The organism is Neorhizobium sp. USDA 3394 (assembly GCF_056280385.1).
Window position 1 is genome coordinate 1,763,375 of the sequence record NZ_JBWCDU010000002.1, and the last position, 23,696, is coordinate 1,787,070.

General features: G+C 62.9%; 22 protein-coding genes. 11 read left to right on the forward strand and 11 right to left on the reverse strand.

Going from position 1 to position 23,696, the window contains the following annotated elements:
* Window positions 1-31: 31 nt before the first annotated feature.
* Window positions 32-1,021: an AraC family transcriptional regulator gene (locus ACZ9EJ_RS29905; protein WP_046629454.1), complete on the forward strand. Its 990-nt coding sequence runs from the start codon at window positions 32-34 to the stop codon at window positions 1,019-1,021.
* A gap of 148 nt (window positions 1,022-1,169) precedes the next feature.
* Here ACZ9EJ_RS29905 and ACZ9EJ_RS29910 read toward each other — a convergent pair whose 3' ends face one another.
* The 6 genes from ACZ9EJ_RS29910 to ACZ9EJ_RS29935 all read right to left on the reverse strand — a co-directional run bounded on the left by ACZ9EJ_RS29910 (window position 1,170) and on the right by ACZ9EJ_RS29935 (window position 8,342).
* Complete coding sequence (locus ACZ9EJ_RS29910) at window positions 1,170-2,231, reverse strand: methyltransferase domain-containing protein (protein ID WP_046629456.1); 1,062 nt, start codon at window positions 2,229-2,231, stop codon at window positions 1,170-1,172.
* Window positions 2,232-2,391: 160 nt separating this feature from the next.
* Window positions 2,392-3,114, reverse strand: a complete 723-nt coding sequence (locus ACZ9EJ_RS29915) for an enoyl-CoA hydratase/isomerase family protein (RefSeq protein WP_046629458.1) — start codon at window positions 3,112-3,114, stop codon at window positions 2,392-2,394.
* 10 nt (window positions 3,115-3,124) lie between these two features.
* Window positions 3,125-5,476 carry a xanthine dehydrogenase family protein molybdopterin-binding subunit gene (locus ACZ9EJ_RS29920; protein WP_046629460.1) on the reverse strand — a complete coding sequence of 784 codons (2,352 nt, stop codon included), beginning with the start codon at window positions 5,474-5,476 and terminating at the stop codon, window positions 3,125-3,127.
* Between the two features lie 272 nt (window positions 5,477-5,748).
* Window positions 5,749-6,528 carry an alpha/beta fold hydrolase gene (locus ACZ9EJ_RS29925; protein WP_046629463.1) on the reverse strand — a complete coding sequence of 260 codons (780 nt, stop codon included), beginning with the start codon at window positions 6,526-6,528 and terminating at the stop codon, window positions 5,749-5,751.
* A gap of 14 nt (window positions 6,529-6,542) precedes the next feature.
* Window positions 6,543-7,667 carry an LLM class flavin-dependent oxidoreductase gene (locus ACZ9EJ_RS29930; protein ID WP_046629470.1) on the reverse strand — a complete coding sequence of 375 codons (1,125 nt, stop codon included), beginning with the start codon at window positions 7,665-7,667 and terminating at the stop codon, window positions 6,543-6,545.
* Between the two features lie 63 nt (window positions 7,668-7,730).
* On the reverse strand, window positions 7,731-8,342 hold the full coding sequence (locus ACZ9EJ_RS29935; RefSeq protein ID WP_046629472.1) for an NADPH-dependent FMN reductase: 612 nt from the start codon (window positions 8,340-8,342) through the stop codon (window positions 7,731-7,733).
* A gap of 201 nt (window positions 8,343-8,543) precedes the next feature.
* Here ACZ9EJ_RS29935 and ACZ9EJ_RS29940 point away from each other — a divergent pair, with 201 nt between their 5' ends.
* Window positions 8,544-9,251 (forward strand): GntR family transcriptional regulator, encoded by a 708-nt coding sequence (locus ACZ9EJ_RS29940; RefSeq protein WP_046629474.1) that lies wholly within the window; start codon window positions 8,544-8,546, stop codon window positions 9,249-9,251.
* A gap of 52 nt (window positions 9,252-9,303) precedes the next feature.
* Here the strand turns inward: ACZ9EJ_RS29940 and ACZ9EJ_RS29945 are convergent, their stop codons facing one another.
* The 4 genes from ACZ9EJ_RS29945 to ACZ9EJ_RS29960 all read right to left on the reverse strand — a co-directional run bounded on the left by ACZ9EJ_RS29945 (window position 9,304) and on the right by ACZ9EJ_RS29960 (window position 12,629).
* Window positions 9,304-9,975 (reverse strand): spermidine synthase, encoded by a 672-nt coding sequence (locus ACZ9EJ_RS29945; RefSeq protein WP_046629477.1) that lies wholly within the window; start codon window positions 9,973-9,975, stop codon window positions 9,304-9,306.
* Window positions 9,976-10,095: 120 nt separating this feature from the next.
* Window positions 10,096-10,281: a hypothetical protein gene (locus ACZ9EJ_RS29950; protein ID WP_046629479.1), complete on the reverse strand. Its 186-nt coding sequence runs from the start codon at window positions 10,279-10,281 to the stop codon at window positions 10,096-10,098.
* A 405-nt stretch (window positions 10,282-10,686) separates the two neighbouring features.
* On the reverse strand, window positions 10,687-11,847 hold the full coding sequence (locus tag ACZ9EJ_RS29955) for an LLM class flavin-dependent oxidoreductase (RefSeq protein WP_046629481.1): 1,161 nt from the start codon (window positions 11,845-11,847) through the stop codon (window positions 10,687-10,689).
* Window positions 11,844-12,629: an alpha/beta fold hydrolase gene (locus ACZ9EJ_RS29960; protein ID WP_046640048.1), complete on the reverse strand. Its 786-nt coding sequence runs from the start codon at window positions 12,627-12,629 to the stop codon at window positions 11,844-11,846. Before ACZ9EJ_RS29960 ends, ACZ9EJ_RS29955 begins: the two co-directional genes overlap by 4 nt.
* Window positions 12,630-12,855: 226 nt before the next feature.
* Here ACZ9EJ_RS29960 and ACZ9EJ_RS29965 point away from each other — a divergent pair, with 226 nt between their 5' ends.
* The 6 genes from ACZ9EJ_RS29965 (at window position 12,856) to ACZ9EJ_RS29990 (ending at window position 21,295) form a co-directional block, all read left to right on the forward strand.
* Window positions 12,856-13,647: an SDR family NAD(P)-dependent oxidoreductase gene (locus ACZ9EJ_RS29965; protein ID WP_046629486.1), complete on the forward strand. Its 792-nt coding sequence runs from the start codon at window positions 12,856-12,858 to the stop codon at window positions 13,645-13,647.
* A 139-nt stretch (window positions 13,648-13,786) separates the two neighbouring features.
* Window positions 13,787-15,250, forward strand: a complete 1,464-nt coding sequence (locus tag ACZ9EJ_RS29970) for an NAD-dependent succinate-semialdehyde dehydrogenase (RefSeq protein WP_046629784.1) — start codon at window positions 13,787-13,789, stop codon at window positions 15,248-15,250.
* A 44-nt stretch (window positions 15,251-15,294) separates the two neighbouring features.
* Window positions 15,295-16,995: a thiamine pyrophosphate-requiring protein gene (locus tag ACZ9EJ_RS29975; RefSeq protein ID WP_046629487.1), complete on the forward strand. Its 1,701-nt coding sequence runs from the start codon at window positions 15,295-15,297 to the stop codon at window positions 16,993-16,995.
* A 12-nt stretch (window positions 16,996-17,007) separates the two neighbouring features.
* Window positions 17,008-18,237, forward strand: coding sequence for an alpha-hydroxy acid oxidase (locus tag ACZ9EJ_RS29980; protein ID WP_046629489.1), 1,230 nt, complete (start codon window positions 17,008-17,010; stop codon window positions 18,235-18,237).
* Window positions 18,237-19,922, forward strand: coding sequence for a thiamine pyrophosphate-requiring protein (locus tag ACZ9EJ_RS29985; RefSeq protein ID WP_476100537.1), 1,686 nt, complete (start codon window positions 18,237-18,239; stop codon window positions 19,920-19,922). The genes ACZ9EJ_RS29980 and ACZ9EJ_RS29985 overlap by 1 nt, the downstream gene beginning before the upstream one ends.
* Window positions 19,919-21,295: an FAD-binding oxidoreductase gene (locus tag ACZ9EJ_RS29990; RefSeq protein WP_046640047.1), complete on the forward strand. Its 1,377-nt coding sequence runs from the start codon at window positions 19,919-19,921 to the stop codon at window positions 21,293-21,295. The genes ACZ9EJ_RS29985 and ACZ9EJ_RS29990 overlap by 4 nt, the downstream gene beginning before the upstream one ends.
* 24 nt (window positions 21,296-21,319) lie before the next feature.
* Here ACZ9EJ_RS29990 and ACZ9EJ_RS29995 read toward each other — a convergent pair whose 3' ends face one another.
* Window positions 21,320-21,823: a hypothetical protein gene (locus ACZ9EJ_RS29995; RefSeq protein WP_046629496.1), complete on the reverse strand. Its 504-nt coding sequence runs from the start codon at window positions 21,821-21,823 to the stop codon at window positions 21,320-21,322.
* A 156-nt stretch (window positions 21,824-21,979) separates the two neighbouring features.
* On the opposite strand from ACZ9EJ_RS29995, the gene ACZ9EJ_RS30000 reads away from it, so the two are divergent.
* From ACZ9EJ_RS30000 to ACZ9EJ_RS30010, 3 genes are all read left to right on the forward strand, one after another.
* Window positions 21,980-22,354 (forward strand): GFA family protein, encoded by a 375-nt coding sequence (locus ACZ9EJ_RS30000; RefSeq protein ID WP_046629497.1) that lies wholly within the window; start codon window positions 21,980-21,982, stop codon window positions 22,352-22,354.
* 58 nt (window positions 22,355-22,412) lie between these two features.
* Window positions 22,413-22,832 carry an HD domain-containing protein gene (locus ACZ9EJ_RS30005; protein WP_046629499.1) on the forward strand — a complete coding sequence of 140 codons (420 nt, stop codon included), beginning with the start codon at window positions 22,413-22,415 and terminating at the stop codon, window positions 22,830-22,832.
* Between the two features lie 76 nt (window positions 22,833-22,908).
* Window positions 22,909-23,691 carry an SDR family oxidoreductase gene (locus ACZ9EJ_RS30010; protein WP_046629502.1) on the forward strand — a complete coding sequence of 261 codons (783 nt, stop codon included), beginning with the start codon at window positions 22,909-22,911 and terminating at the stop codon, window positions 23,689-23,691.
* Window positions 23,692-23,696 lie beyond the last annotated feature (5 nt).

Sequence of the window (23,696 nt, forward strand, 5' to 3'; positions counted from 1 at the left end):
CAATCGGCTCCAATCAAGCCTAAGGTTCCCCATGCAGACGCTCACCTACGCTCTCGACACGACCTGGCGCACATTGCTCGCAGACCTCGGCGTCGTACCGGCGAATGTGCTGCGCCGTGCCGGCCTTCCGGACGATTTGTTGCACCAGCCTTCGGTGCGGCTTGAGCCGGAGGACTATTATCGTCTCTGGGAAAGTGCCGAGCAGGAGAAGAGCGACCCTCTTTTTCCCATTCGAGTTTGCGAAGCCGTCCGCGCCGAATCCTTCTCTCCGCCCCTGTTCGCGGCGCTCTGCAGTCCCAATCTGCTGGTGGCGGCGCAGCGCGTCGCCAAATACAAGAAGCTAATCGGCCCGATGCAGATGGACGTGCGCGACGACCGCGACATGCTGACCATCCAGTTCGCCTGGCTCGACGGGCCGCGGCGCCCTCCCGTGTCTCTGGTGACAATGGAGCTGCTTTTCTGTGTCACCCTTGTCCGGGTCGGCACCCGAGAGGCCGTCTCTCCGATCGAGGTTACGACGACAGAGCTGCCGTCGCCATTGGCTCCCTATGAGGATTTCCTGGGCGCTCGTCTCCGCCGTGGCCCTCATCATATGGTCAGGTTTGCAAAATCCGATGCAGTCCGCCCGTTCCTGACGTCAAACGAACCTCTTTGGGCCGCATTCGAACCTGATCTGCGCCAGCGTCTGGCGGACCTCGACGCATCGGTGACCGTCGCCAAACGGGTCCGGGCCGCACTTCACGAGGCCATCCCGAGCGGCCTGACGACCATGGAGGCCATCGCCCAAAAATTGGCGGTGAGCAAGCGTACGCTCCAGCGCCGGATCGAAGCCGAGGGTACGAGCTTCCAGCAGATTCTGAAGGAGACGCGGGAGGCGCTGGCACGCCACTACCTGGAAAAAACGGCTCTTCCGGCGTCGGAGATTTCATTCCTCCTGGGCTTCGACGAGCCCAACTCCTTTTATCGGGCATTCCGGAGCTGGACGGGGAAAACCCCCGATAGTGTCAGGCAGCACGCCTGATTTCGCAATGACCTGAGTTGAGGCATTGGAGGCGTCGTCAGCGACGGGCTGCGCATGTATCCGCGGGCCGGCCCTGACACCACCGATAATTCGTGGCGTCAGGGCTTCACTCCGGCTTGTACATACGGAGCCGCTTAGACCCGAAAACTCAGGCTCGCACTTCGAAGATCATGTTGAATGGAGTTTCGCTCGCCCGTCGGAAGTGCGAATAGCCGGCGTCGCGCGCCACCTTGCGAAGCTTCATCTCCCCAGCCTGGGCTCCGAGGCCAAGGCCTACCTCCTGCGCCATGGAGGCGGGAGTGCAGATCATGGTCGATGCGCCGTAATAAACACGCCCGACCGGGTTGAGATTGTCCTTCAAGCCGTCATGCGCGAAGGGTTCGACGATCATCCAGGTGCCGCCCTTCGCCATCGTCTCGCGGATATGACGTCCCGCTCCGACCGGATCGCCCATGTCATGCAGGCAGTCGAACATGGCGACGAGATCGTAGTTGCCGCCCGGGAATTCCTTCGCCGAAGCCTGGCGGAACGTCACCCGGTCGCCGACGCCAGCCTCCTGCGCCGCGCGTTTTGCCCGCTCAATGGAAGGGGCATGATAGTCGAACCCGTGAAAATGCGACTTCGGAAAGGCCTTGGCCATGAGGATCGTCGAGGCGCCGTGACCACAGCCGACGTCGGCGACCTCCGCCCCACGTTCCAGTTTTTCCTTGACGCCTTGAAGCGCCGGAATCCATTCGTTGACCAGATGGCTGTTGTAACCGGGCCGGAAGAAGCGCTCCGTGCCCCGGAAGAGGCAGGTGCTGTGTTCATGCCAGCCGAGCCCACGGCCGGTGCGAAAGGCTTCCTCCACCTTCGGCTCGTCCATCCACATCGACTGCACGATTTCGAAAGCGCCGCCAAAGAAGGCCGGGCTGTCCTCATTGGCAAAAACCAGCGCCTGCTCGGGCGTCATGGCAAACTTGTTCGAGGCTTCATCATAGGAGATGTAATCGGCCGCGGCCATGGCGGCGAGCCATTCGCGCACGTTCCGTTCCGTGAGCCCCGTCGTTTCCGCCAGCTCCATCGAGGATCGTGGCCGTCCATCCATCATCGCCCGGAACAGGCCGAGATGGTCACCCAGCACGACGAGAACGCCGGACACGCCGGCGCCGAGATCACCGACCAGGCGACCGACAAGTTCGTCGACTTTCTGCATATCAGCTTCCTGCATGGCACCCTCCATAGGTACGCCCGCCCCAGCCCGGCGGAATTCTACGCTGAGGCAGCACCCCGTCAATGATGCATTCGGACTAGACGGCCGATCGAATTCCGCAATACCTTCTCTCCATCGCGGAGAAGCTACCGATCGGCGGATGAGGGCTGCGCTGAAATCAGCGGAATTTCTCCGCCGTCGCCACGCAGTTGATCAGCGCGGCCAGTTCCTTGCGGGATGCGAAGGAGGTTTCCGGGCTCATCGAGAGGAAGGCCTTGATGCCGCGAACGGTCGGCACCGAGTTCTTTTCGAGTTGGCCGACGATGCGTTCCACTTCCGCATCGATGCCGGCATCGGCAACCGTTATGCCGACGATGCCGAGCATCTTGGCCTCCGTCGCGGGGATCACGTCGCGGGTGAACACCATGCGCGCGAGCGTGGCACGGGAAACCCGGTCGGCAAGGGCATTGAGCACCAGCGTCGGGGCAATGTCGTGATTCATCTCCGGCACCTGGAAACTGGCGCTTTCCGCGGCGATCGCGACGTCCGCGAGAGCCGCGATGGCGCAGCCGACGCCGGCGGCCCTGCCGCGGATGGCGGTGATGAACGGAACCGGGATTTCGCGCAGCACTTCATAAAAATCGAGCACCGGATCGGAGATCGCGTTGCGCAGGTCGAGCGCGGTGGCGCGAGAACCGGCGGCCGGCATCGCGGCGCTGCGGCCGGTGCAGAAATCGCCGCCCTTGGCATTCATCAGCACAACGCGGATGTCCGGCGACAGCGACTTCAATGCGGCGGTGATGGCCTGCGCCATCTCGGGCGTCAGCGCATTGCCCTTGTCGGGACGGTTGAGGGTAATCTCAAGGGCGTTCCCCCGAGTATTGATCAGGACGTCGGACAATGCTTTTTCCTCACGCTTCTTGTTTGGCTTTTGCCGCCCGGATCGCTTCCCAGATACGGGAGGGCGTCGCCGGCATTTCGATATGGGTGACGCCGAGATCGGCGAGCGCGTCGGTGATGGAGTTGATCGTCACGCCGAGCGACGGTGTCGTACCACCCTCGCCGCCCGGACGGAAACCGAGCGGATGGCTTTTGGCCGGTACTTCGCTGATATGGGTGTCGAAGCTCGGGAAATCGGACGCACGGGCCACCTGATAATCCATGAAGGTGGCCGACAGGTTCTGGCCGGTCTCGCGATCATAGTTCGACCATTCGAACAGCGCCTGACCGGCGCCCTGAACGATCCCGCCATGGGTCTGCCCGTCGACGATCATCGGGTTCAGCGCCTTGCCCACGTCATCGACCGTCGAATAACGCGGGATATGGAAAAAACCGGTTTCCGGATCGATCTCGATTTCGCAGACCGCGGCGCCATAGGGGTAGGCAAGCCCGTGGGTGGTCTCGTCGGAAATCGCCGCAAGCGTGCCCCGCAGCTCATCTGGCAGGCCAAGGTCGTTTTCGGCAGCCTGCGCTGCCTCGAACAGGCTGACGACGCCGTTCGATCCGCGGGCGCGAAAATGGCCGTCGGTGAAGTCGATCTCTTCCGGCGCGACGTTGAGCATGAAGGCGGCGATCCTGCGGCCGCGCTCGATGATCTCGGCGGTCGCCTTGTGCATGACGATGCTCGCGAAGCGCAGCGAGCGTCCGGAATGCGAACCGCCGCCGGCCGAGACGAAATCCGTATCGCTGGCGCGGATCTGCACCACCTCGTGGGAGACGCCGAGGAAGGAGCCGACCAGCTGGGCGAATGCCGTCTCGTGCCCCTGCCCCGTGTTCTGGGTGCCGATAACGACGTCAACCATGCCGGCGGTCGGATCGACCGTGATCTCGGCGCGCTCGCGCGGCACGCCGCTGGTGCCCTCGATATAGTTGGAAAGGCCGATGCCGCGATACATGCCGCGTTTGCGGGCCTCGGCACGACGCGCTTCGAAACCCTTCCAGTCGGCCATGTCGAGCACCTTGTCCATGCAACCGATATAGTCGCCATTGTCATAGGTGACGCCCATCGGGTTGGTATAGGGCGAGGCCTCATCCGGGATCATGTTGATGCGGCGCAGTTCCACCCGGTCGAAACCGAACTTGCGGGCGGCAAGGTCGATCATCCTCTCGATGATATACATGGCTTCGGGGCGGCCGGCGCTGCGATAGGGGATGGTCGGTACGGTGTTCGACATCGCGGCGCGGAATTCCACATGCGCGACCGGCACCCGATAAAGGCTGGTCATCAGCTGGATGCCCTTGTTAAGGGGCGTGTAGGACACCGTATGGGCGCCGATATTGCTGGTATTGACCGAATGGAAAGCGAGGAACTTGCCGTTTTCGTCGAGCGCAAGCCTGGCTTTCACATGCAAGTCTCGGCCCTGAAAATCCGACAGGAATGCCTCGATGCGTTCCGCCTGATGCTTGACCGGCCGGCCGGTGAGCTTGGCTGCATAGGGCAGCAGCACGAATTCCGGATAGGTGGCATTTCGGGTGCCGAAATTGCCGCCGACATCGCGGGGCGCGACAACCCGCACGAAGGCCATGTCGACGCCGAGCGACGCCGCGATCTGCTCGCGCATCATCACGACGCCATGGCCGCCGGAGGCATGGATCGTGAACTTGCCGGTCTCCGGATCGTATTCAGCGGCGGAGGAACGGGGCTCCATGTGCACGCCGGTGACGCGCTGCGCCCAGCTCGTAAATTCGAGGACATGGGCGGCCTTGGCAAATGCGTCTTCAGTGCCGGCCCTGTCGCCGACTTCACCATCCATCGCCCGGTTGCCCGGCACATGGTCCCATAGTTGCGGGGCGCCCTCTTCCAGCGCGTCGACGCCGCGCACGACGGCCGGCAGCTCTTCCCAGTCGATCTCGATCGCCTCGGCGGCATCCTTGGCGAGATTGGTGCTCTCGGCGATCACCATGGCGACCGCCTCGCCGACGAAACGGGCCCTGTCGGTCGGCAACGCCTGGTGGTGGGTGCGGGCGCGCTCGGTGCCGTCATAGTTCTTGATGCGGATGTCGGAGCCGAATTGCGAACTGCCGATCGCATGCGGGATCGGCGCAATGCCGGCGGCGACAATATCCTCGCCGGTCAGAACGGCCAGCACGCCCGGCATGTCGCGGGCGGCTGATGTGTCGATGCTGCGGATGATGGCATGGGCATGCGGCGAGCGGACGAAGGCGGCATAGGCCGTGTTCTCGAATTTGAGGTCGTCGGCGTATTGACCCTTGCCGGTGATCAACCGGTTGTCTTCCTTGCGCCTGACGTCTTCGCCGATCATGCCATTCCTCCCATTCGCATCGTCCCACATATCCCGGACGATGGCATTCCGCATGCGGCTCTTGGGCCTTCCTGAAGCGAAACGCAAATCAATTCATAATAGACATATTATATCCGTCAATGTTGAAAATCATGACTGCGGTGCCTGGCCCTGAAAAGCTCTCCCTTTCGACGGCGGCCGAGCGCCGACCGGAATGAGCGAAAGCGCAAAGCCTCGCAATAAAAAAGGCCCAGACCGAGGTCTGGGCCAAGCTTCCCTGGGAAGGGATGGCGTCAGGCGGCCTCCGGCCCCTGGTTAAGCACGTAGCCGGGGCCGCGCTTCAGGAAGTCGGTCCACAGCCGCAGCGTACGCTCCGGCTGGTCGACTTCGATCGAATGGGCGGCGTCGAAGATGAAGGCGCGCTGCGAGGTCGGGATATTGCGCTTCAGGTGCGCGCCGGCCTCTGCCGGCACGACCTTGTCTTCCGTGCCGAGCAGGATCAGCGTCACCGCCTCGATCGAGGGCAGTCGGGCACTCAGCGCCTCGTCGACCTGAACATCATTGGCGAGGCGCTCGTAGGTTTTGCCGTTGTCGGCCATGACTTCAGGCGATTTCGGCGTGGAGTTGATTTTCTGCGGATGGGCGTAGAGCGCTTTGAAACGCGCCTCCGGATCGGCCGGCAGACCGCCCTTGCCTTCGAAGCGGAAGCCGGCCGGCACGCCGAGGACCAGGTGGTCGACCATCTTCGGATGTTCGACGGCAAGCCACAAGGCCGACCAGCTGCCGAACGACGAGCCGATCACGTCGAAACGCGCGCCAACAAGCTTTTCGGCGAATTCGGCGACCATGGCCGCCCAGTCCTGTACCGTCTTCAGGCTTTCGTTCGGCTCGGTGCCGTCGAAGCCCGGGCAGATCGGCGCATAGACCGTGTGGTTGCCCGTCAGCGCCTTCAGCGGCTCGGTCAGCATCACGCCACCGGCGGCGTGGAGGTAAACGACCGGCTGCCCCGCGCCGCCGACATGATAGGAGAGCCTGCCGCCGGAAAGCTCGACCGTCTTCAATTCAAAGCTCATCGATCAAACTCCTCTTAAAGGCCAGCAACTTCCGGGGCGACGCGGTCGCGGAACAGTTCCATGCCGCGGCGAACGACGCTGCCCGGCATGTTGCCGACCTTGATCGTCAGGTTCAGCAGGCCGCAATCGAGCTCCTGGCGAAGACGCTTGATCTGCTTGATCACCGATTGCGGGCTGCCGCAGATGATCGACCCGGCTTCGATCTGTTCTTCCACAGTACGGCTGCGCAGCGTTGCGAGGCGCTTCTGGAAACTCTCCCCGGCATCGGCCTCGGTATAGTAACGGCTCTGCCCGAGAACGAGCTGCTGGGCGGAGCGCTGCGGGCGCATCAGCGTCTGGTGGAAATAGGTCTGGGCGGCGGCCATGTGATGCCTCGCCTCCTCATCCGTATCGGCGATGCAGATCTGCTGGCCGACCAGGATGTCGTCCGGCGTCGGCTCCCAGCCGTAGGAGCGGGCGGTCTTCTTGAAATTCTCGACGGCGGCCTTGGCGATCGACAGGTCCTGGATCAGCGTGATGCCCATGATCGCACGCATCTTGGCGACGAATTCCGCCGATTCCGCATTGCTGGCGGACATCAGGATGCGCGGATGCGGTTTCTGGATCGGCTTTGGCCAGATCGAGACGGCCGGAAACTGGTAGTGCTCCCCTTCCCAGCCGAAAGGTTCGTCCTCGGTCCAGCACTTGATGATCAGCTCGGTCGCTTCGCGCAGGCGGCTGCGGGATTCGCTCGGCGGGATATTGTAGGCGATGTATTCGTGCGGGATGCCGCGCAGGAAGCCTGCGATCAGGCGGCCATCCGACATCACGTCGATCATCGCATATTCTTCGGCAACGCGGACCGGGTTCAAAAGCGGCAACAGGTTGCCGACGATCGCGATCTTCGCCTTGGACGTCTGGCGGGCAAGCGCGCCGGCGATCAGGTTCGGGTTCGACATCAGACCGTAAGGGCTGAAATGGTGCTCGTTGCAGCCCACCCAGTCGAAACCATAATTCTCCGCGTCGACCATCTCGTCGATATATTCGTTGTAGAGCGCCTGGATGCGGGTGCTGTCGATCCCGTGCGTGCTGACCGGCCATTCATGCGGCAGCTTGTCGTAGTCGGGATAGGGCATCAGGTGGAAAAAATTGAACTTCATGGAAAGCTCCACTGGGACCGTCGCCGGATGAAGGCAAACGGATCCGCGACGACTGAAATCGGATCAGTTGCTAGCGACGAGGCGTGGCGCGACGTCTTCGATGCGGCTGGCCATCGCCATTTTGGCAAAGCTGACGACCTGCGAAGCGACGATTTCGAGGGGCTGGGCAACCTCGCGGCGAGCCGGCTTGCCCTCGACGAAAGGTTTCTCGTTGGATTTGATGGTCGCCGCGTAAGGGGTCGGCCAGCCGCGTAGCGCATGCACGACCGAGCGCAGGCCGATCAGTGTTGCGCCGAGCGCCTGGTCGCCGGCGGCACAGACGATGCAGCCGACGGCGCGACCATCGAAATAGGAGCGCACGTCACCCCGCATGTCTTCCGTATAGTCGATCGCGTTCTTGATCGTGCCGGACATGCCGCCGTGATAGCTCGGGGTTGCGATGATGATGCCGTCGGCACGGCGAAGCGACTCGAGCAGGCGAAGGGCGGCCGGAGTGCGGTGTATCACGCCTGGGTCAAAGAGCGGCAGTTCGAGTTCTGCTCCACAGATGAGGTCGATTTCCGCGCCGGCCTTTTCGGCAGCCACGAGGCAGTAGCGTAGGGCGAGTTCGGAACTCGAACCGGGGCGCTGGGTGCCACCGATACCGACGATAAAGGGTTTGCGGGTCTGCGTCATGGGGTCTCCTCCTTCGGCCGCAGCCAACTGCCTTATCAGGCCTCCTGAGGAATTTTTGTATACCTTTTTTCGAGATGTCAAGAAGTATGTGCGGAAATAACGCCGTCTTCGGCGAAATGGTATGCACTTCGTGGCGGTTGGCTTCGGCGGATTGTTTGTCGTAATCTCCCATATCATCAGGGGGAAGGGACAGGTGGCGGCTTGACGAATGAGACAACCAGAGACGGAGCCAAGGACGCGGCGACGCAGAGCGCCGTCGAGACCGCCTATCATCATATCCGGCATCTGATCCTCACGGGCGAAATGCGCTCCGGCGACAAGCTGCTCGAAAACCAGCTCGCCGCCGCCATCGGCGTCTCCCGCACGCCGATCCGGGAGGCGTTGAACCGGCTGAACGCCGAGGGCCTCGTGGTGCTGGAACGTTACCGGCGGGGGATCGTCGCGGATTTTTCGCTCGACGACGCGGTCGAGATCTTTCGGCTGCGTGCCATTCTCGAAGGTCATGCGACAAGCCGCGCCGCCAGCCGCATTTCGGAGGCCGACCTGCAGCGACTGCAGGATTTGGAACGGCTGATGGAGACCCAGTTCGAGGAACTCGGCTGGAACGAACATCTCGAAGGGTTCGACAAGCTCAACGCGGAATTCCACGCGGTCATCGCCGCTGCCGCCGAAAGCCCACGGCTCGAAAAGATCCTCGCCTCCTCGCTGGAACTGCCGGCCTCGATCTTCAACCGCTACTCGGAGCCGGTCGAGGTGCGCACGCGCCGCACCCACGCCCAGCATCGGGAAATCCTCTCGGCACTGAAGGCCCGCAATCCCGAATGGGCGCAAGCGGCGATGAACGCCCATCTCTTCTCGCTGCTGCCCACCGCTTCGGGCTCGCTGGCGCATGAAGACGGGGCGAAATGAGGTGCGACAGCCGGTTTCGTTGAGGCTCCGCGGACTGGCCGTTGCCGACCTGCTACCGGTTGGTGGCCATCCACAGGACGTGGCGGCCGCCGCGCTTGCCGTTGGCACGCACGTAAACCTCCTCGGTGGCAAATCCGACATCTCGCAATCGGCGGGTAAAGCCGGCATCCGGTGCCGAAGACCAGACGGCCAGGACGCCGTTTTCGCGCAGCGCAGCCTTGGCGGCCCGAAGCCCGGTGTGGTTATAAAGGCTGTCGTTGGAAGCGCGCGTCAGCCCGTCGGGGCCGTTGTCGACATCGAGCAGGATGGCATCGTAGGCGGCAGTGCGCGAGCGGATCAGCGCGCCGACATCACCGACATGAATATCGACGCGCGGATCGTCGAGCGTGCCCTTGTGAAATTCCGCCATCGGCCCGCGCGCCCAGTCGACCACGGCCGGAACCAGTTCCGCGACGGTTACCCTGGTGTCGTCCGGGAGGGCTCCCAGGGCCGCTCGCAGGGTAAACCCCATGCCGAGGCCGCCGATCAGCATGTGGGAGTTTTTCCGCCCGGCAATCCGCTCGCAGGAGAGTGTCGCCAGCGCCTCTTCCGAACCGCTCAGCCGGCTGTTCATCAGCTCGGTCGAGCCGAGCATGATGGAAAATTCGGACCCGCGCTGCTTCAGGCGCAGTTCGCCGCCTTCGCCGGGAATGGTTGCGCAGTCCAGCTGTATCCAGGGAAGCATCGGCCTATCTCATCGTCTCGTGTGGGACGCCTCCTAACACAGACATTGCGGAGAAAATACCGGACTATCGGCAGGAGGTGAAAGAAGCGGAGCACCGAGGTCATGCTGACGAGGGTGAATTCATTCCGATGGCGGTTGTGGGGCAGGCTCTGCAACGCCTGAGCTGGAACAGGCCGACAGCGGCGGAATTGTCAGCGCCTGGATCAGCACAGAAGCGAGCTCTTCGAGTTCGCTATCGGTAAACTCCGAATAATCGCCTCCGATCGGAAGATCATCCGAGCGCCCATCGTTGTTTTTTGGAATCATGTCTCGCCCCAGCCCGCGGCGAACATGCATGAAATTTTACAAATAGCATCACCTTTTTGATGCTGTGCTGCAAAAATAAAAAGGCCCGCGCCTTTTCCCCCTGCGCGGGCCTCTCCTAAGACGTAACCTCTTCTACGCTCGACTTAGGAGAATGCTATTGTACTCCGGACTGCGAAGTCCTCAATTCGTCCAAAAGACCTAGCACAAGGGGTATAGCCCCGAGGGGAGCGGCCGGCTTTTGGGGCGCCGGCCGCTAAGACCGCAGCGACTGGGGGGTGACAATAGTGCGGTCCTACGCCTCAAATGACGACAATCGCGATCACACATCAAGATGAACCTTGGGTGATATGACTACGCCCAAAGGCTTCATAGGCCTACCAAAATCATCAAATTGGCATCCCCTCCTCAAGCCGCCCGACTGGCGGTCACGCTGCGCAGATACGGCATGACCTCCTTGGAGTAGATCTCCATGTTCTTGCGGGTTAGCTCGGCCGGCAGGGTGCCGAACTGGAGGAGCGTGAGCAGATGGCCGAAACCTATCTGCGCCTGGTATTCTTCCAGCTTCTCGCGCACCGTCGCCGGGCTGCCGCAGATGAACTTGCCCTCTTCGATGACGCTGTCGATCGTCTGCTTCATCGAATGGCCGGCCTTGGCCGACATTGCTCCGACCATGGATTTGACGGAGGTGTAGCCCGGCGGCAGCAGCATCTCCATCGGCATGCGCAGGAATTTCTGCAGGAACGCCTCGATATGCTCCTTGGCTTCGCGGCGGGCGATCTCGTCAGTCTCGGCGACATAGAGCGGCAGCGACCAGCCGAGCTGGTCCTCGGTCGCCTCGTAGCCGTAGCCGGCAGCCACGTCCTTATACATCTTCATGTAGCGGGCGACGGTCGAGACAGAGGCAAAGGTCTGGAGGTAGGTGTATTTCCGATCCGGATGGGCGGCCCATTCGATCGTCTCGCTGGAACCCTGACTGGGGATCCAGATCGGCGGATGCGGATTGTCCTGGTAGACCCGCGGCCAGACGTTCACGTATTCGAAATTGTAGTGCTTGCCTTCGAAGACGCTCGGACCGGGTTGCGTCCAGGCCTGCAGGATCAGGTCGTGGGCTTCCTGGAACCGTTCGTGGCTGAAGGCAGGATTGACGCCCCAGGAATGGTATTCGGCGCCGATGCCGCGCACCATGCCGGCGATCAGACGGCCGCCGGTGATGTTGTCGACCATCGCGAATTCTTCCGCGACGGTCAGGGGGTTGTTGAGGAGCGGCAGCGCGCGGCCGAGAATGGCGATCTTGACGTTTTTGGTGCGGCGGGCAAGCGCGCCGGCCATGACGCCGGGTATCGGCATCAGCCCATAGGCGTTCGAATGGTGTTCGTTGACGCAGATGCCGTCGAAACCGAGCTGGTCGGCATATTCGAGCTCGTCCAGATAACGGTTGTAGAGCTGGTGGCCCTTCTTCGGGTCGTAATAGGTGTTCGGCAGGGTGACCCAGGCGGAATTGTGCTTCTCGTCATAGGAAAGATCGAGATCCGCATAGGGCATCAGGTGCATGAAGTAGAATTTCATCGCGTAACCTCCCCGATGAAGCCACTGACCAGTTCGACAAAACGGTCGGCCTTTTCGATCTGCGGCAGATGTCCGCAGTTCTCGATGATCTCGAGCCGAGAGTTGGGAATGAGCTCCCGCCAGGCCGGAGCGTAACCGACCGGCATCGCCTTGTCGTCGTCGCCCCAGACGATCAGCGTCGGCACCGAAATGCGATGCAGCCACTTGTGGAGGTCCGGATTGAGGAACCGCGGCTCCCAGGCGAGCTTGGCCGAGGTGAGCTTGTTCCTGAGCAGGATCTCCATCCCTTCCTTCGACGGCGGCGGAGCCGCCAGCATCGCTTCCGCAAACGCCTGGTCGTGAAAGAGGTTGCGGGCGGTCTCCTGCGGGTTCCACATGAAGACGTCGCCCTTGCGAATGCCCTTCACGCGGATGCCGGCAGGCGCCACGACGGTCAGGGAGCCGAGTTTCGTCGCATTGCGTATGGCGATCTCGGCCGCCAGCCACCCGCCGATCGACGTGCCGACAAGGTTGACCTTCTCGAGGCCGAGATGGTCGAGGAGATCCAGATAAAAAAAGGCGAGGTCGGAAATGTTGTCGAGCCATTCGGGACTGTCGGAGCCGCCGAAACCCGGATGTTCCGGCACGATGACCTCATGGGTTTCGGAGAGCTTGTCCATGAAGGGCAGCCAGCGAGAGGCGCCGCTCGCGCCATGCAGGAAGAGCAGCGGACCGCCGGTGCCTTTCCGCATGATCCGGATCTTCGTTCCGGTGACGGTTTCAAGGCTTTCGGTAAAGCTCATCGGTGTTTCACCCTCCCCGGGACCTGACAACCGTTAAGGCAGGCGCTCCTCGGCACCCGCGAATGGCGGCAATCTGTATAACCTTTCGGGGAGGGTCAATATGCTTCTGTCAAATTTTGATTGATAATAGCAAATTTCTAACTTGCATCTTCGAGGATTGCATACAAAAAGTAGGTGCCGCCTGGATGGGGAGGATCATGTTCGCCGGGTCGCAGGGAGGATAGGAATGCAAGCGGAAAAACTGTTCGACCTGAAGGGTCAAGTCGCCGTCGTCACCGGTGCGGCAAGCGGCCTTGGCCTTGCCATCACCAAGACGCTGGCGGCCAATGGCGCGCGTGTGGCGCTGCTTGATCTCGACGCCGAGGCGCTCGCCGCCGCCTGTCAATGGCTGAACGACCAGGGTTTTTCCGCCGAAAGCCATCAGGTCGATGTCTGTGACAGCGCAAGCCTGCGCAACACCATCGATGGCGTTGCCGAAAAGCACGGACACCTCGATATTCTCGTCGCCAATGCCGGCATCAGCGGCGGCCCGAATTCCCGCACCGAGGCCGGCGCGATCGAGAATGTCAGCGACGATCTGTGGAACAAGGTGGTGGACGTCAACCTCACCGCCACGTTCGTCGCCATCCAGTCCGCCGCCAGGCACATGAAGAAACAGAGAAGCGGCCGCATCGTCGCGATCGCCTCGATTGCCGGCCTGCGCGCCGACCCGATGACCGGTTACGCCTATGCATCGAGCAAAGGCGCCGTGGTCAACCTCGTCAAGCAGGCCTCCTGGGAGTTGGCGCCCTATAACGTGCTCGTCAACGGCATCGCGCCCGGCCCCTTCCGCACCAATATCGCCGGCGGCCGCATCCGCGAACCGGAGGTGGAAAAGGCCTTTGCCGATACAGTGCCGCTCGGCCGCATCGCCGAGCCGGACGAGATCATGGGCCTCGCCCTGCTTTTGGCATCGAAGGCATCGAGTTTCATGACCGGAGCGGTAATCCCGATCGACGGCGGTACGGTGGCTATCTGAACCGGCGTGAACGTTGGAATTGACAATATCAGGCTCCCTGCTTTATCCCCTATAAGTGGACGAGGAAGTCGGGTTTCGGAAAAGCCCGAAATTGACGAATGCCAAACGCACTCGTCTCATGAAAACGGAGGAGACGATCATGAACATCGCGACCAATCCAGCCGGCTCGTCCGACGCTTACCAGTCGGCGCGTCTCCTGATCGATGGCGCCTGGTTGGAGAATGGCGACCGCAAGACGCAGCCGCTGATCAACCCCGCCACCGAAAAAGCGATCGGCGTGGTGCCGCATGCGACGGCCCAGGATCTCGACCAGGCGCTCGAGGCTGCCAAACGCGCCTTTCCGCTGTGGCGCGCGACGAACCCGCGCGAGCGCGGCCGTATCCTGAAGCGCGCAGCGCAGCTGATGCATGACCGGCAGGAAGAGATCGCCACGCTCGCGACGCTCGAAATGGGCAAGCCGATCGCCGAAGCGCGGCTCGAAACCCATTTCGCCACCGAAGAAATGGAGTGGTTCGCCGAGGAAGGCCGCCGCACCTATGGCCGCGTCATTCCCGGCCGTATCGGCGAAACCCGCTTCCAGGTGGTCAAGGAACCGGTCGGCCCGACAGCCGGGTTTTCGGCCTGGAATTTCCCGGTCGGCAATGCCGCCCGCAAGATGGGCTCGGCGCTCGCCGCCGGCTGCACGATGATCTACAAGCCCGGTGAAGAGGCCCCGGCATCGGCTGCCGCCGTCGCCCAATGCCTTCTCGATGCGGGCGTTCCGGCCGGCGTCATCGCCGTCGTCTATGGCGTGCCGGACTTCATCTCGCGCCACCTGCTCGCCTCGCCGATCATCCGCAAGATCTCGTTTACCGGCTCGGTTCCGGTCGGCCAGCACCTCATCCGGCTCGCCTCGGAAACCCTGAAGCGCACCACGATGGAACTCGGTGGCCATGCGCCGGTGCTCGTCTTCGACGATGCCGACCAGACGGCCGCGCTCGACATGTCGGTGCAGCGCAAATACCGCAACGGCGGCCAGGTCTGCGTTTCGCCAACCCGCTTCTATGTGCAGGACAAGTCCTACGAGGCCTTCTGCGCCGGCTTTGCCGAGCGAGCCGGCAAGATCACGGTCGGGGACGGCCTCGATCCGGCGACCGGCATGGGACCGCTGGTCCACGGCCGCCGGCGTGACGCAATCGAGGCGCTGGTGCAGGATGCCACCGCCAAGGGAGCCAAGCTGCTCGCGGGCGGCCATCGCATCAACAACGAAGGCTTTTTCTATGCCCCGACCGTGCTTGCCGACGTGCCGAGCGATGCGCGGATCATGAGCGAAGAGCCGTTCGGCCCGGTCGCCGTGCTCAACCGCTTTTCGGATTTCGACGACGCGGTCACCAAGGCGAACGAACTGCCCTATGGCCTCGCCGCCTACGCCTTCTCAAACTCGCACAAGACCATCGCAAAACTTTCCGACGCGCTGGAAGCAGGCATGGTCGGCATCAATTCCTTCAACATCTCCATGCCGGAAACGCCGTTCGGCGGGGTGAAGGCGAGCGGCCACGGTTCCGAAGTCGGGATCGAGGGCGTCGATGCCTACATGGTCACCAAGACGGTCAGCATCACCTGAGGACATCTTTCCGGCGGATTTAGAATTTTCACGAGGATTGCAGCATGAAACACGAAAAACCGACCGGAACATTCGCGGCCGAGGCAATTCTGTCGCACATGAAGGCCGCCGGCATCGATGTCCTGTTCGCCAATGGCGGCACCGACTTCCCGTCGATCATCGAGGCGTTTGCCCGCCAGCCCGAAACCGGCCTGAAAATGCCGGAAGCCCTGGTCATCCCGCATGAGGGTGTCGCGGTCGGCATGGCGCACGGCTATTACCTGATGACGTCAAAACCGGCCGGCGTCATCGTCCACGTCAATGTCGGGCTTGCCAACTCGGTGATGGGCCTGATCAACGCGCGCTCCGAGAACGTGCCTGTCATGATGTTCTCCGGCCGCACGCCGATCACCGAACACGGCCGTTTCGGCTCGCGCTCCTCGCCGATCCACTGGGGCCAGGAAATGTTCGACCAGGGCGGCATGGTCCGCGAAGTGGTCAAGTGGGACTATGAACTGCGTTATCCGGAACAGGCGGGCATCGTCATCGACCGCGCCATGAGCATCGCCATGAGCGAGCCCCGCGGTCCGGTCTACCTGAGCCTGCCACGCGAGGCGCTGGCCGAAGGCGCCGAGATCGAGATCAATCACCGCTCGACGGTCACCCCGACCACCTACGGCCCGGCCGACCCCGATCTGATCGCCCAGGCCGCTGACCTTCTCGCCAAGGCCAAGAACCCGCTGATCATCACCCAGAGCCCGGAACTGGCACCGGATTTCGAACCGCTCGCCGGCTTCGTCGAAAAATTTGCGCTGCCGACCGTCGAGATGTGGGCGACACGTCTCGCACTGCCGAGCGACCATCCGATGATGATCGGCCGCGACTCGACCCAGGTCCTGAAGGAAGCCGATGTCGTGGTCGTGATCAATGCCGCGGTGCCGTGGATTTCAGACCATACGGACATAGCCGAAGGTGCCAAGGTCATCGCCATCGGCCCCGACCCGCAGCATAGCCGCGTGCCGATCCGCAGCTTTCCGATCGACATCGCGCTCGCCGGCGGCATCAACAAGACGATCGCGGCGCTTGCCGCTGCGATGACCGAGCGTGTGCCGGCGTCCGAAACCTTCTCCGAGCGCCGAGAGAAGTGGGCCAAGGTGAAGGCAGCCCAGGTCGAAGCGGCCGCCAAGCGCGCTGCCCTCGGCAACGGTTCGCCGATGACACCCGCCCATGTCAGCGCTTGTGTCTCCGCCATCATGGACGAGAAGACGACCGTGGTGAACGAACTCGGCATCGATCCGTCGGTGATGGAGTTCAAGCATCCAAAATCCTACTTCTCGACGCCGCTGTCCGGCGGTCTCGGCTTTGGCCTGACCGCAGCGCTCGGCGCCCAGCTCGGCGACCGCAGCCGCCAGGTGATCGCCACGATCGGCGACGGCTCCTACATGTTCGCCAATCCTGTCGCCTGCCACCAGACCGCGACCGCGCTGAAGCTGCCGCTGCTGACGATCGTCTTCAACAACGGCATCTGGAACGCCGTGCGCCGCTCGACGCTCTACATGTATCCGGACGGCAGTGCGGCAACCGCCAACACCATGCCGATCACCGCGCTCGATCCGGCACCGGACTATGCCGCCGTCGCCCGCGCCCACGGCGCCCATGCCGAACGCGTCGAGACCGGTGCCGATCTGCCGGCGGCGCTGCAGCGGGCACTCGCCGCGACCAGGAGCGGCCGGCAGGCCATGCTCGAAGTCATGGTTTCCTACTAGGAGGCGTCGGTCATGGGGGGAGCCGGGAGCGACGCAAGGACGATAGAGACGCTGGCGGAACTCCGCCGGCGTTATCCGATGATCGGCGATCTCGAAAAACGGGCGAAATGGCGGATTCCGCGTTTTGCCTACGAGTTTCTGCAGGGCGGCGCCGGCGATGAAACCGGCCTCGGCCGCAACCGGACCGCGCTGCAGGCCGTCGAAGTCGTGCCGCGCTACGGCATCGACGTGTCCAATGTCGATACCTCGGTCGAACTCTTCGGCTATCGTTACGCCGCACCGATCGGCATCTCGCCGATCGGCTTCGACGGCATGATGTGGCCGGGCGCGACCGAGCGTTTCGCCAAGGCCGCCCAGGCCCACAACATCCCCTATCTGGTCGGCACGCTTGCCTGCGCGACGATCGAGCAGGTGGTGGAATGGGCGCCTGACGTCACCTGGTTCCAGCTCTACCCGATGGCGCCCAACAACCATCAATACAGTCTCGAAATGGCGGAACGCGCCCGTATCGCCGGCGCCAAGGTTCTGGTCGCGACGCTGGACGTGCCGGTGCGCGCCAAGCGGCCGCGCGACTTGAGGAACGGCCTCACCATGCCATTCCGGCTGACGCCGAAGACGATGATGGCTGCGGCCTTGGCCCCTTTCTGGCTGGATGCGATCCGCCGAAAGGGCATGCCGACCTTCGCCAACATGGCAGGCTTTGCCGGCGCCCCGGACCGCGTCACCACCTCCGCCTTCGTGCAGAAACATATCGGCGGCGGCTTCCCCTGGGAGCAGATCGCTAGGCTGCGCGATAAATGGCCAGGCCCGATGATGGTCAAGGGCGTCATGCACCCGGCCGACGCCGAGAAGGCGCTGGAACTCGGCCTCGACGGCGTAGTCGTCTCGAACCACGGCGGCCGCCAGTTCGATGCGGCACCCGCGACGATCGACGTGCTGCCGGAAATCGCCCGCACGGTGGGCACACGTGGTACGGTGCTGTTCGACAGCGGCGTCGTCTCCGGCGTCGACATGGTACGCGCGGTCGCCTGCGGCGCCCGTTCGTCCTTTGCCGGCCGTGCCTTCATGCTTGGCCTTGCCGCACTCGGAGACCATGGCGCCACCCACATGGCGCAGGCCTTCATCGAGGAATACCGCATTACGCTCGGCCAGAGCGGGTTGCTGAATACCGACCAGGCCCGCCGCGCGCCCGTTCGCCATCCCGGCGCCTGGACGGCACACGATTTCCAACCTCACCTCTAATCGATCACGTCTCCGGGGAGGAGAAACCCATGAAAGTTGCCGACGCCATCGTGGAAATTCTGAAGCGCGAGGGGATCGAGGTCATCTGCGGTTACCCCGTGAACCACGTTCTCGAACACGCGGCCATGGCCGATGTCCGCCCGATCATCGTGCGCCAGGAACGCCACGGCCTGCACATGGCCGACGCCATGTCGCGCCTCTCATCCGGCAAGACGATCGGCGTCTTTGCCATGCAGCTCGGACCAGGCACCGAAAACGCCTATGGCGGTATCGCCCAGGCCTATTCGGAATCCGTGCCGCTGCTGGTGCTGCCGATGGGCTATGAGCGTCGCGTCGCGCATGTCGATCCGAACTACAATGCGACACGCTCGATGCGCGACATCACCAAGTCCGCCGAGCCGATCACCTCCGCCGCCGAGATCCCCAACATCTTTCGCCGCGCCTTCTCCAAGCTGCGCAACGGTCGCGGCGGGCCGGTGCTGATCGAAATCCCCAACGACATCTGGCAGGACGATGTGCCGGAACCGCTGACCTACCGGCCGGTTCTCTCCACCCGCTACGGGCCGGACCCGATCGCGGTGCGCGACGCCGTCGACCTGCTGCTCGCCGCCAAGTGCCCGATCCTCTATGCCGGCCAGGGCATTCATTACGCGCAGGCCTGGCCGCAGCTGAAACAGCTCGCCGAACTGCTGGCAATCCCAGTCTCGACCAGCCTCGAAGGCAAGAGCGCGTTCCCGGAAACCCATCCGCTGTCGGTCGGCGCCGGCGGTGCGGCGATCTCCAAGACCCTGCGCCACTTCCTCGATAGTTCCGACCTGATCTTCGGCATCGGCTGCTCCTTCACCGAGACCGCCTTCGGCGTGCAGATGCCGCTCGACAAGACGGTCATCCACGCAACGCTCGACCCCGACCACGTCAACAAGGATATCGAGGCCAAGGTGGCGCTGGTCGGCGATGCAGCCTTGACGCTCGACGCGGTACTTGCCGAGCTCGAAGCCCGCAAGGTTTTACCGCGCGACCATACGGAAGTCGCCGCCGAAATTGCCAGGGTGCAGGAAGAATGGCTTTCCGAATGGATGCCGAAACTCACCTCCGACAGCAAGCCGCTGTCGCCCTATCGCGTGCTCTGGGACCTGCAGCATACGGTCGATATCGAAAACACCATCATCACCCATGATGCCGGCAGCCCGCGCGACCAGCTTTCGCCGTTCTGGAAATCGGTAAAGCCGCTCACCTATATCGGCTGGGGCAAGACGACCCAGCTCGGTTACGGCCTGGGCCTCGCCATGGGCGCCAAGCTGATGCATCCCGACAAGCTCTGCATCAACGTCTGGGGCGATGCGGCGATCGGCTTTACCGGGATGGATTTCGAAACCGCGGTGCGCGAGCGCCTGCCGATCCTGTCGATCCTGCTCAACAATTTTTCCATGGCGATGGAACTGCCGATCATGAAGGTTTCGACGGAGAAATACCGCTCGACCGACATTTCCGGCGACTATGCCGCCTTTGCGCGCGCGCTCGGCGGTTATGGCGAACGCGTCACCGAGCCGAGCGAGATCATCCCGGCGATCAAGCGGGGCATCGAGCAGACGCAAAAGGGCGTGCCGGTTCTCCTCGAATTCATCACGACGCAGGAAATCGCCCGTTCGCGCTACCACCGCATGCTGACGGGTGAGAAAAAATGACCTCCCTGGAATCCACCCTCGACGCCCTGAAACTCCACTTCGGCGACCGGCTTTCGACCACTGAAGCGGTGCGCGAACATCATGGCCACGACATGTCCCGGCAGCCGACACGGTTGCCGGATGCGGTGGTCTATGCCGAAAGCGAGGACGAGGTGGCGCGCGTCGTCTCGGCCTGTTTCGAGGCTGGCATCCCGGTCACGCCGTTTGCGGCCGGGTCCTCGATGGAGGGGCATACGATCCCGCTCAAGGGCGGGATCTCGCTCGATCTCACCCGCATGAACCAGATCGTCCAGGTCAACCACGAGGATTTCGACGTTCAGGTGCAGGCGGGCGTCACCCGCAAGCAACTCAACGCCCATATCCGCGATACCGGTCTGTTTTTCCCGATCGACCCCGGCGCTGACGCCTCGATCGGCGGCATGGCCTCGACGCGGGCCTCCGGCACCACCGCGGTGCGCTACGGCACGATGCGCGAAAACGTCCTGGCTCTGCGGGTCGTGACGCCGCAGGGCAAGATCATCACCACCGGCCGGCGCACGAAAAAATCCTCGACCGGCTATGACCTGACCAAGCTTTATGTGGGCGCCGAAGGCACGCTCGGCGTCATCACCGAGGTGACCGTCAAGCTCCACCCGATCCCGGAAACCATCGCGTCGGCCGTCTGTGCCTTCGAAACGATGCGCGGCGCTGTGGAAGCCGTCGTCGCGACCATCCAGAGCGGCATCCCGGTCGCCCGGATCGAGTTCCTCGACGAGGTGGCCGTGGAGGCTGCCAACCGGCATGCGGGTCTGACCCTGAAACTCGCCCCCACCCTCTTCCTCGAATTCCACGGCAGCCCGCGCTGGGTAGAGGAACAGTCGAACACCGTGCGGGAGATCGCCGACGAATTCGGCGGCTCGGATTTCGAATGGTCGACCCGCACCGAAGACCGCGAGCGGCTGTGGAAGGCCCGCCACGAGACGATCTATTCCAACCAGACGCTACGCCCCGGCTGCAAGGCCTTCACGACAGACGTCTGCGTGCCGATTTCGCGGCTTGCCGAAGCGGTGCTCGCCGCCCGCGAGGACATCGACAATTCCTTCGTCATCGGCAAGATCATCGGCCATGTGGGGGACGGCAATTTCCATGTCGGCTACCTGATCAAGCCGGAAATCCCGGAAGAACTGGCGGAAGCAGAACGGCTTGCAGAGCGGCTCTACCAGCGCGCCATCGACATGGGCGGCACGTTCAGCGGCGAACACGGAATCGGCATCTCCAAGCTGAAATATCTGCGCCGCGAACATGGCGACGCCATCGACATGATGAACGCCATCAAGGCGGCGATCGACCCGAAGGGCATCATGAACCCCGGCAAGCTCGGCCAGGTGGAGTGAACGCAGACGCCGGCCCGAGATCGGTCAGCGGCTGAGATCGATGCTGCTGGTCACCACCGATTTGCCGCTCTGCGGATCCTTGTCGACCGTCCGCAGCCGCATGCGATCATTGCCGATCTTCTCGATCGTCATGTTGGCGACGCGGTCTCCATTGATCACCCGTGCCCAACGGACTCCGAGATTGATCGCATTGCCGCGGCGATTGCCGGACAAGGTCGAGGGCTGCCCCGACGGGCCGGTATAGGTGCCGCTGTAACCGCGGTCCGAGGCCTTGAGATCGGCCGATATGCTGCGGCGGATGACCAGCAGCCCGCGGCAGGTCCCTTGCATCGAAAGGGTCGTATCTCCCGTCGTGGAATTGAAGCTGCAGGTGACATTGATGGGCTTGGCCCCGATGCGGGTCAGCACGGTCCCGTTGCCGCTCCAGCTGCCGGCGAGCGTCTTTAAAAAGTCACCCTCAGCCGCCGAAGCCAAGGTCGGCGAGAAAGCCGAGGCGATAAATGCGGCGGAGACTAGAAACGAGCGCATGGCGATAATCCCATTTGTGTCTGCTTCGAACGCCGGGCGAGCCGTTCCGTTCCACAAGGACCCCAGGGCGGCCGCCTCGGAACCCGCCTGATCTCTTCCCTTCGTCCTCCCCTGCCCTAACTGCGTTTCCCGAACGAGGAAGAAGGAGCAGAAAACATGATCATCCGGTCTGGAAGCTGCCTTTGCGGCAAGGTGCAATTTTCGGTGAAGGATGCACCGCTCAGGATAGGGCTCTGCCATTGCACCGACTGCCGCAAGGAAAGCGGCTCCAGCTTCGCCACGTTCGGCATCTGGCCGCGACATGCCTTTGAAAGCACTGGCGAGGTCAAATATTTCCATGGTCGCGGTTTCTGCCCCGAATGCGGCTCACGCGTCTTCAGCGAAAGCGACGGCGACGAAATCGAGATCCGTGTCGGCGCGCTCGACATGGCCCCGACGGACCTTGAACCGACCTACGAACTCTGGGTGAAACGGCGGGAGAACTGGCTGAGCCCGCTTCCTGTCACTCAGTTCGAGGAAGACCGCAGCTGACGCATTGTCGTCGCGCGCGGACCTTATAAAGTGCCGCCGAACGGACGGAGACAGACAAATGTCGGAACTGATCGACAAGGCGATCGCCATCGCGACGCAGGCCCATGAAGGACAGTCTTCGAAAACCGGCGGCCCGTTCATCGAACACGTCCGGCGCGTCGCCGAAAACGTCGACGGCGAGGACGAAAAACAGGTCGCCTGGTTGCATGACGTGGTCGAGAAAGGCCCCGGCTGGACGCTCGGGCGTCTGCGCCAGGAAGGCTTTTCCGAAGCGGTCGTCAATGCCGTCGATGCGATGAGCAAGCGCGACGGCGAGGAATATTTCACCTTCGTCCGCCGCTCGATCGAAAACCCGCTGGCCCGGCCGGTCAAGCGCGCCGACCTCACCGACAATCTTGCCCAGATGCGCCAGATGGGCGGCGACGGTTCGAAATTTGCCGAAGGCCTGCGCATCCTCAACGAGCGATATCCATCCTGATCCCGGGAACCATGCACCATCCCTTGCCGTTCGTTTTCGCGCGGCAGAAGCCGCGCTCCGGCGACAGGATGGGCTCATGGAACTCAACAATCAGGTGGCTCTGGTAACAGGCGCAGGCTCCGGTATCGGCAAGGCGGCGGCGATGAAACTCGCGGCGGAAGGCGCAAAGGTCGCCCTGCTCGGCCATACCAGGACCGAGCTGGACAAAACCGCCAGAGAGATCGAGAAGGCCGGCGGCGAAGCGCTGGTGCTCGAAGCCGACGTTTCCGACGAGAACCGGATGCGCGAGGCGATCGACCGGCTTGCTGGAAAGCTCGGACGGCTCGACATCGTCGTCGCCAATGCCGGCATCAACGGCGTCTGGGCGCCGATCGACGACCTGAAGCCGGAAGAGTTCGACAGGACGATCGCCGTCAACCTGCGCGGCACCTATCTGACGCTGCATCTTACCGTGCCGCATCTGAAGGCGCAGGGTACAGGCTCGATCATCGTCATCTCCTCGATCAACGGCAACCGCACCTTCACGACACCCGGCGCCACCGCCTATACCGCCACCAAGGCCGCGCAAGTGGCAATGGTGCAGCAGCTGGCGCTGGAACTCGGCAAACATCACATCCGCGTCAACGCCGTCTGCCCCGGCGAGATCGAGACCAATATCCGCGACAACACCAAGCTCCGCCACGAACAGGAAACCGCCATTCCGGTGGAATGGCCGGAGGGCCAGGTTCCGATCAGCGACGGCAGGCCGGGAAAAAGCGAGGACGTTGCCGAAGTCATCGCCTTCCTCGCCTCCGACCGCTCTCGACATGTGACCGGTACCCCGATCTATGTGGACGGCGGACAGGGGCTGCTGAGGTAGGATTG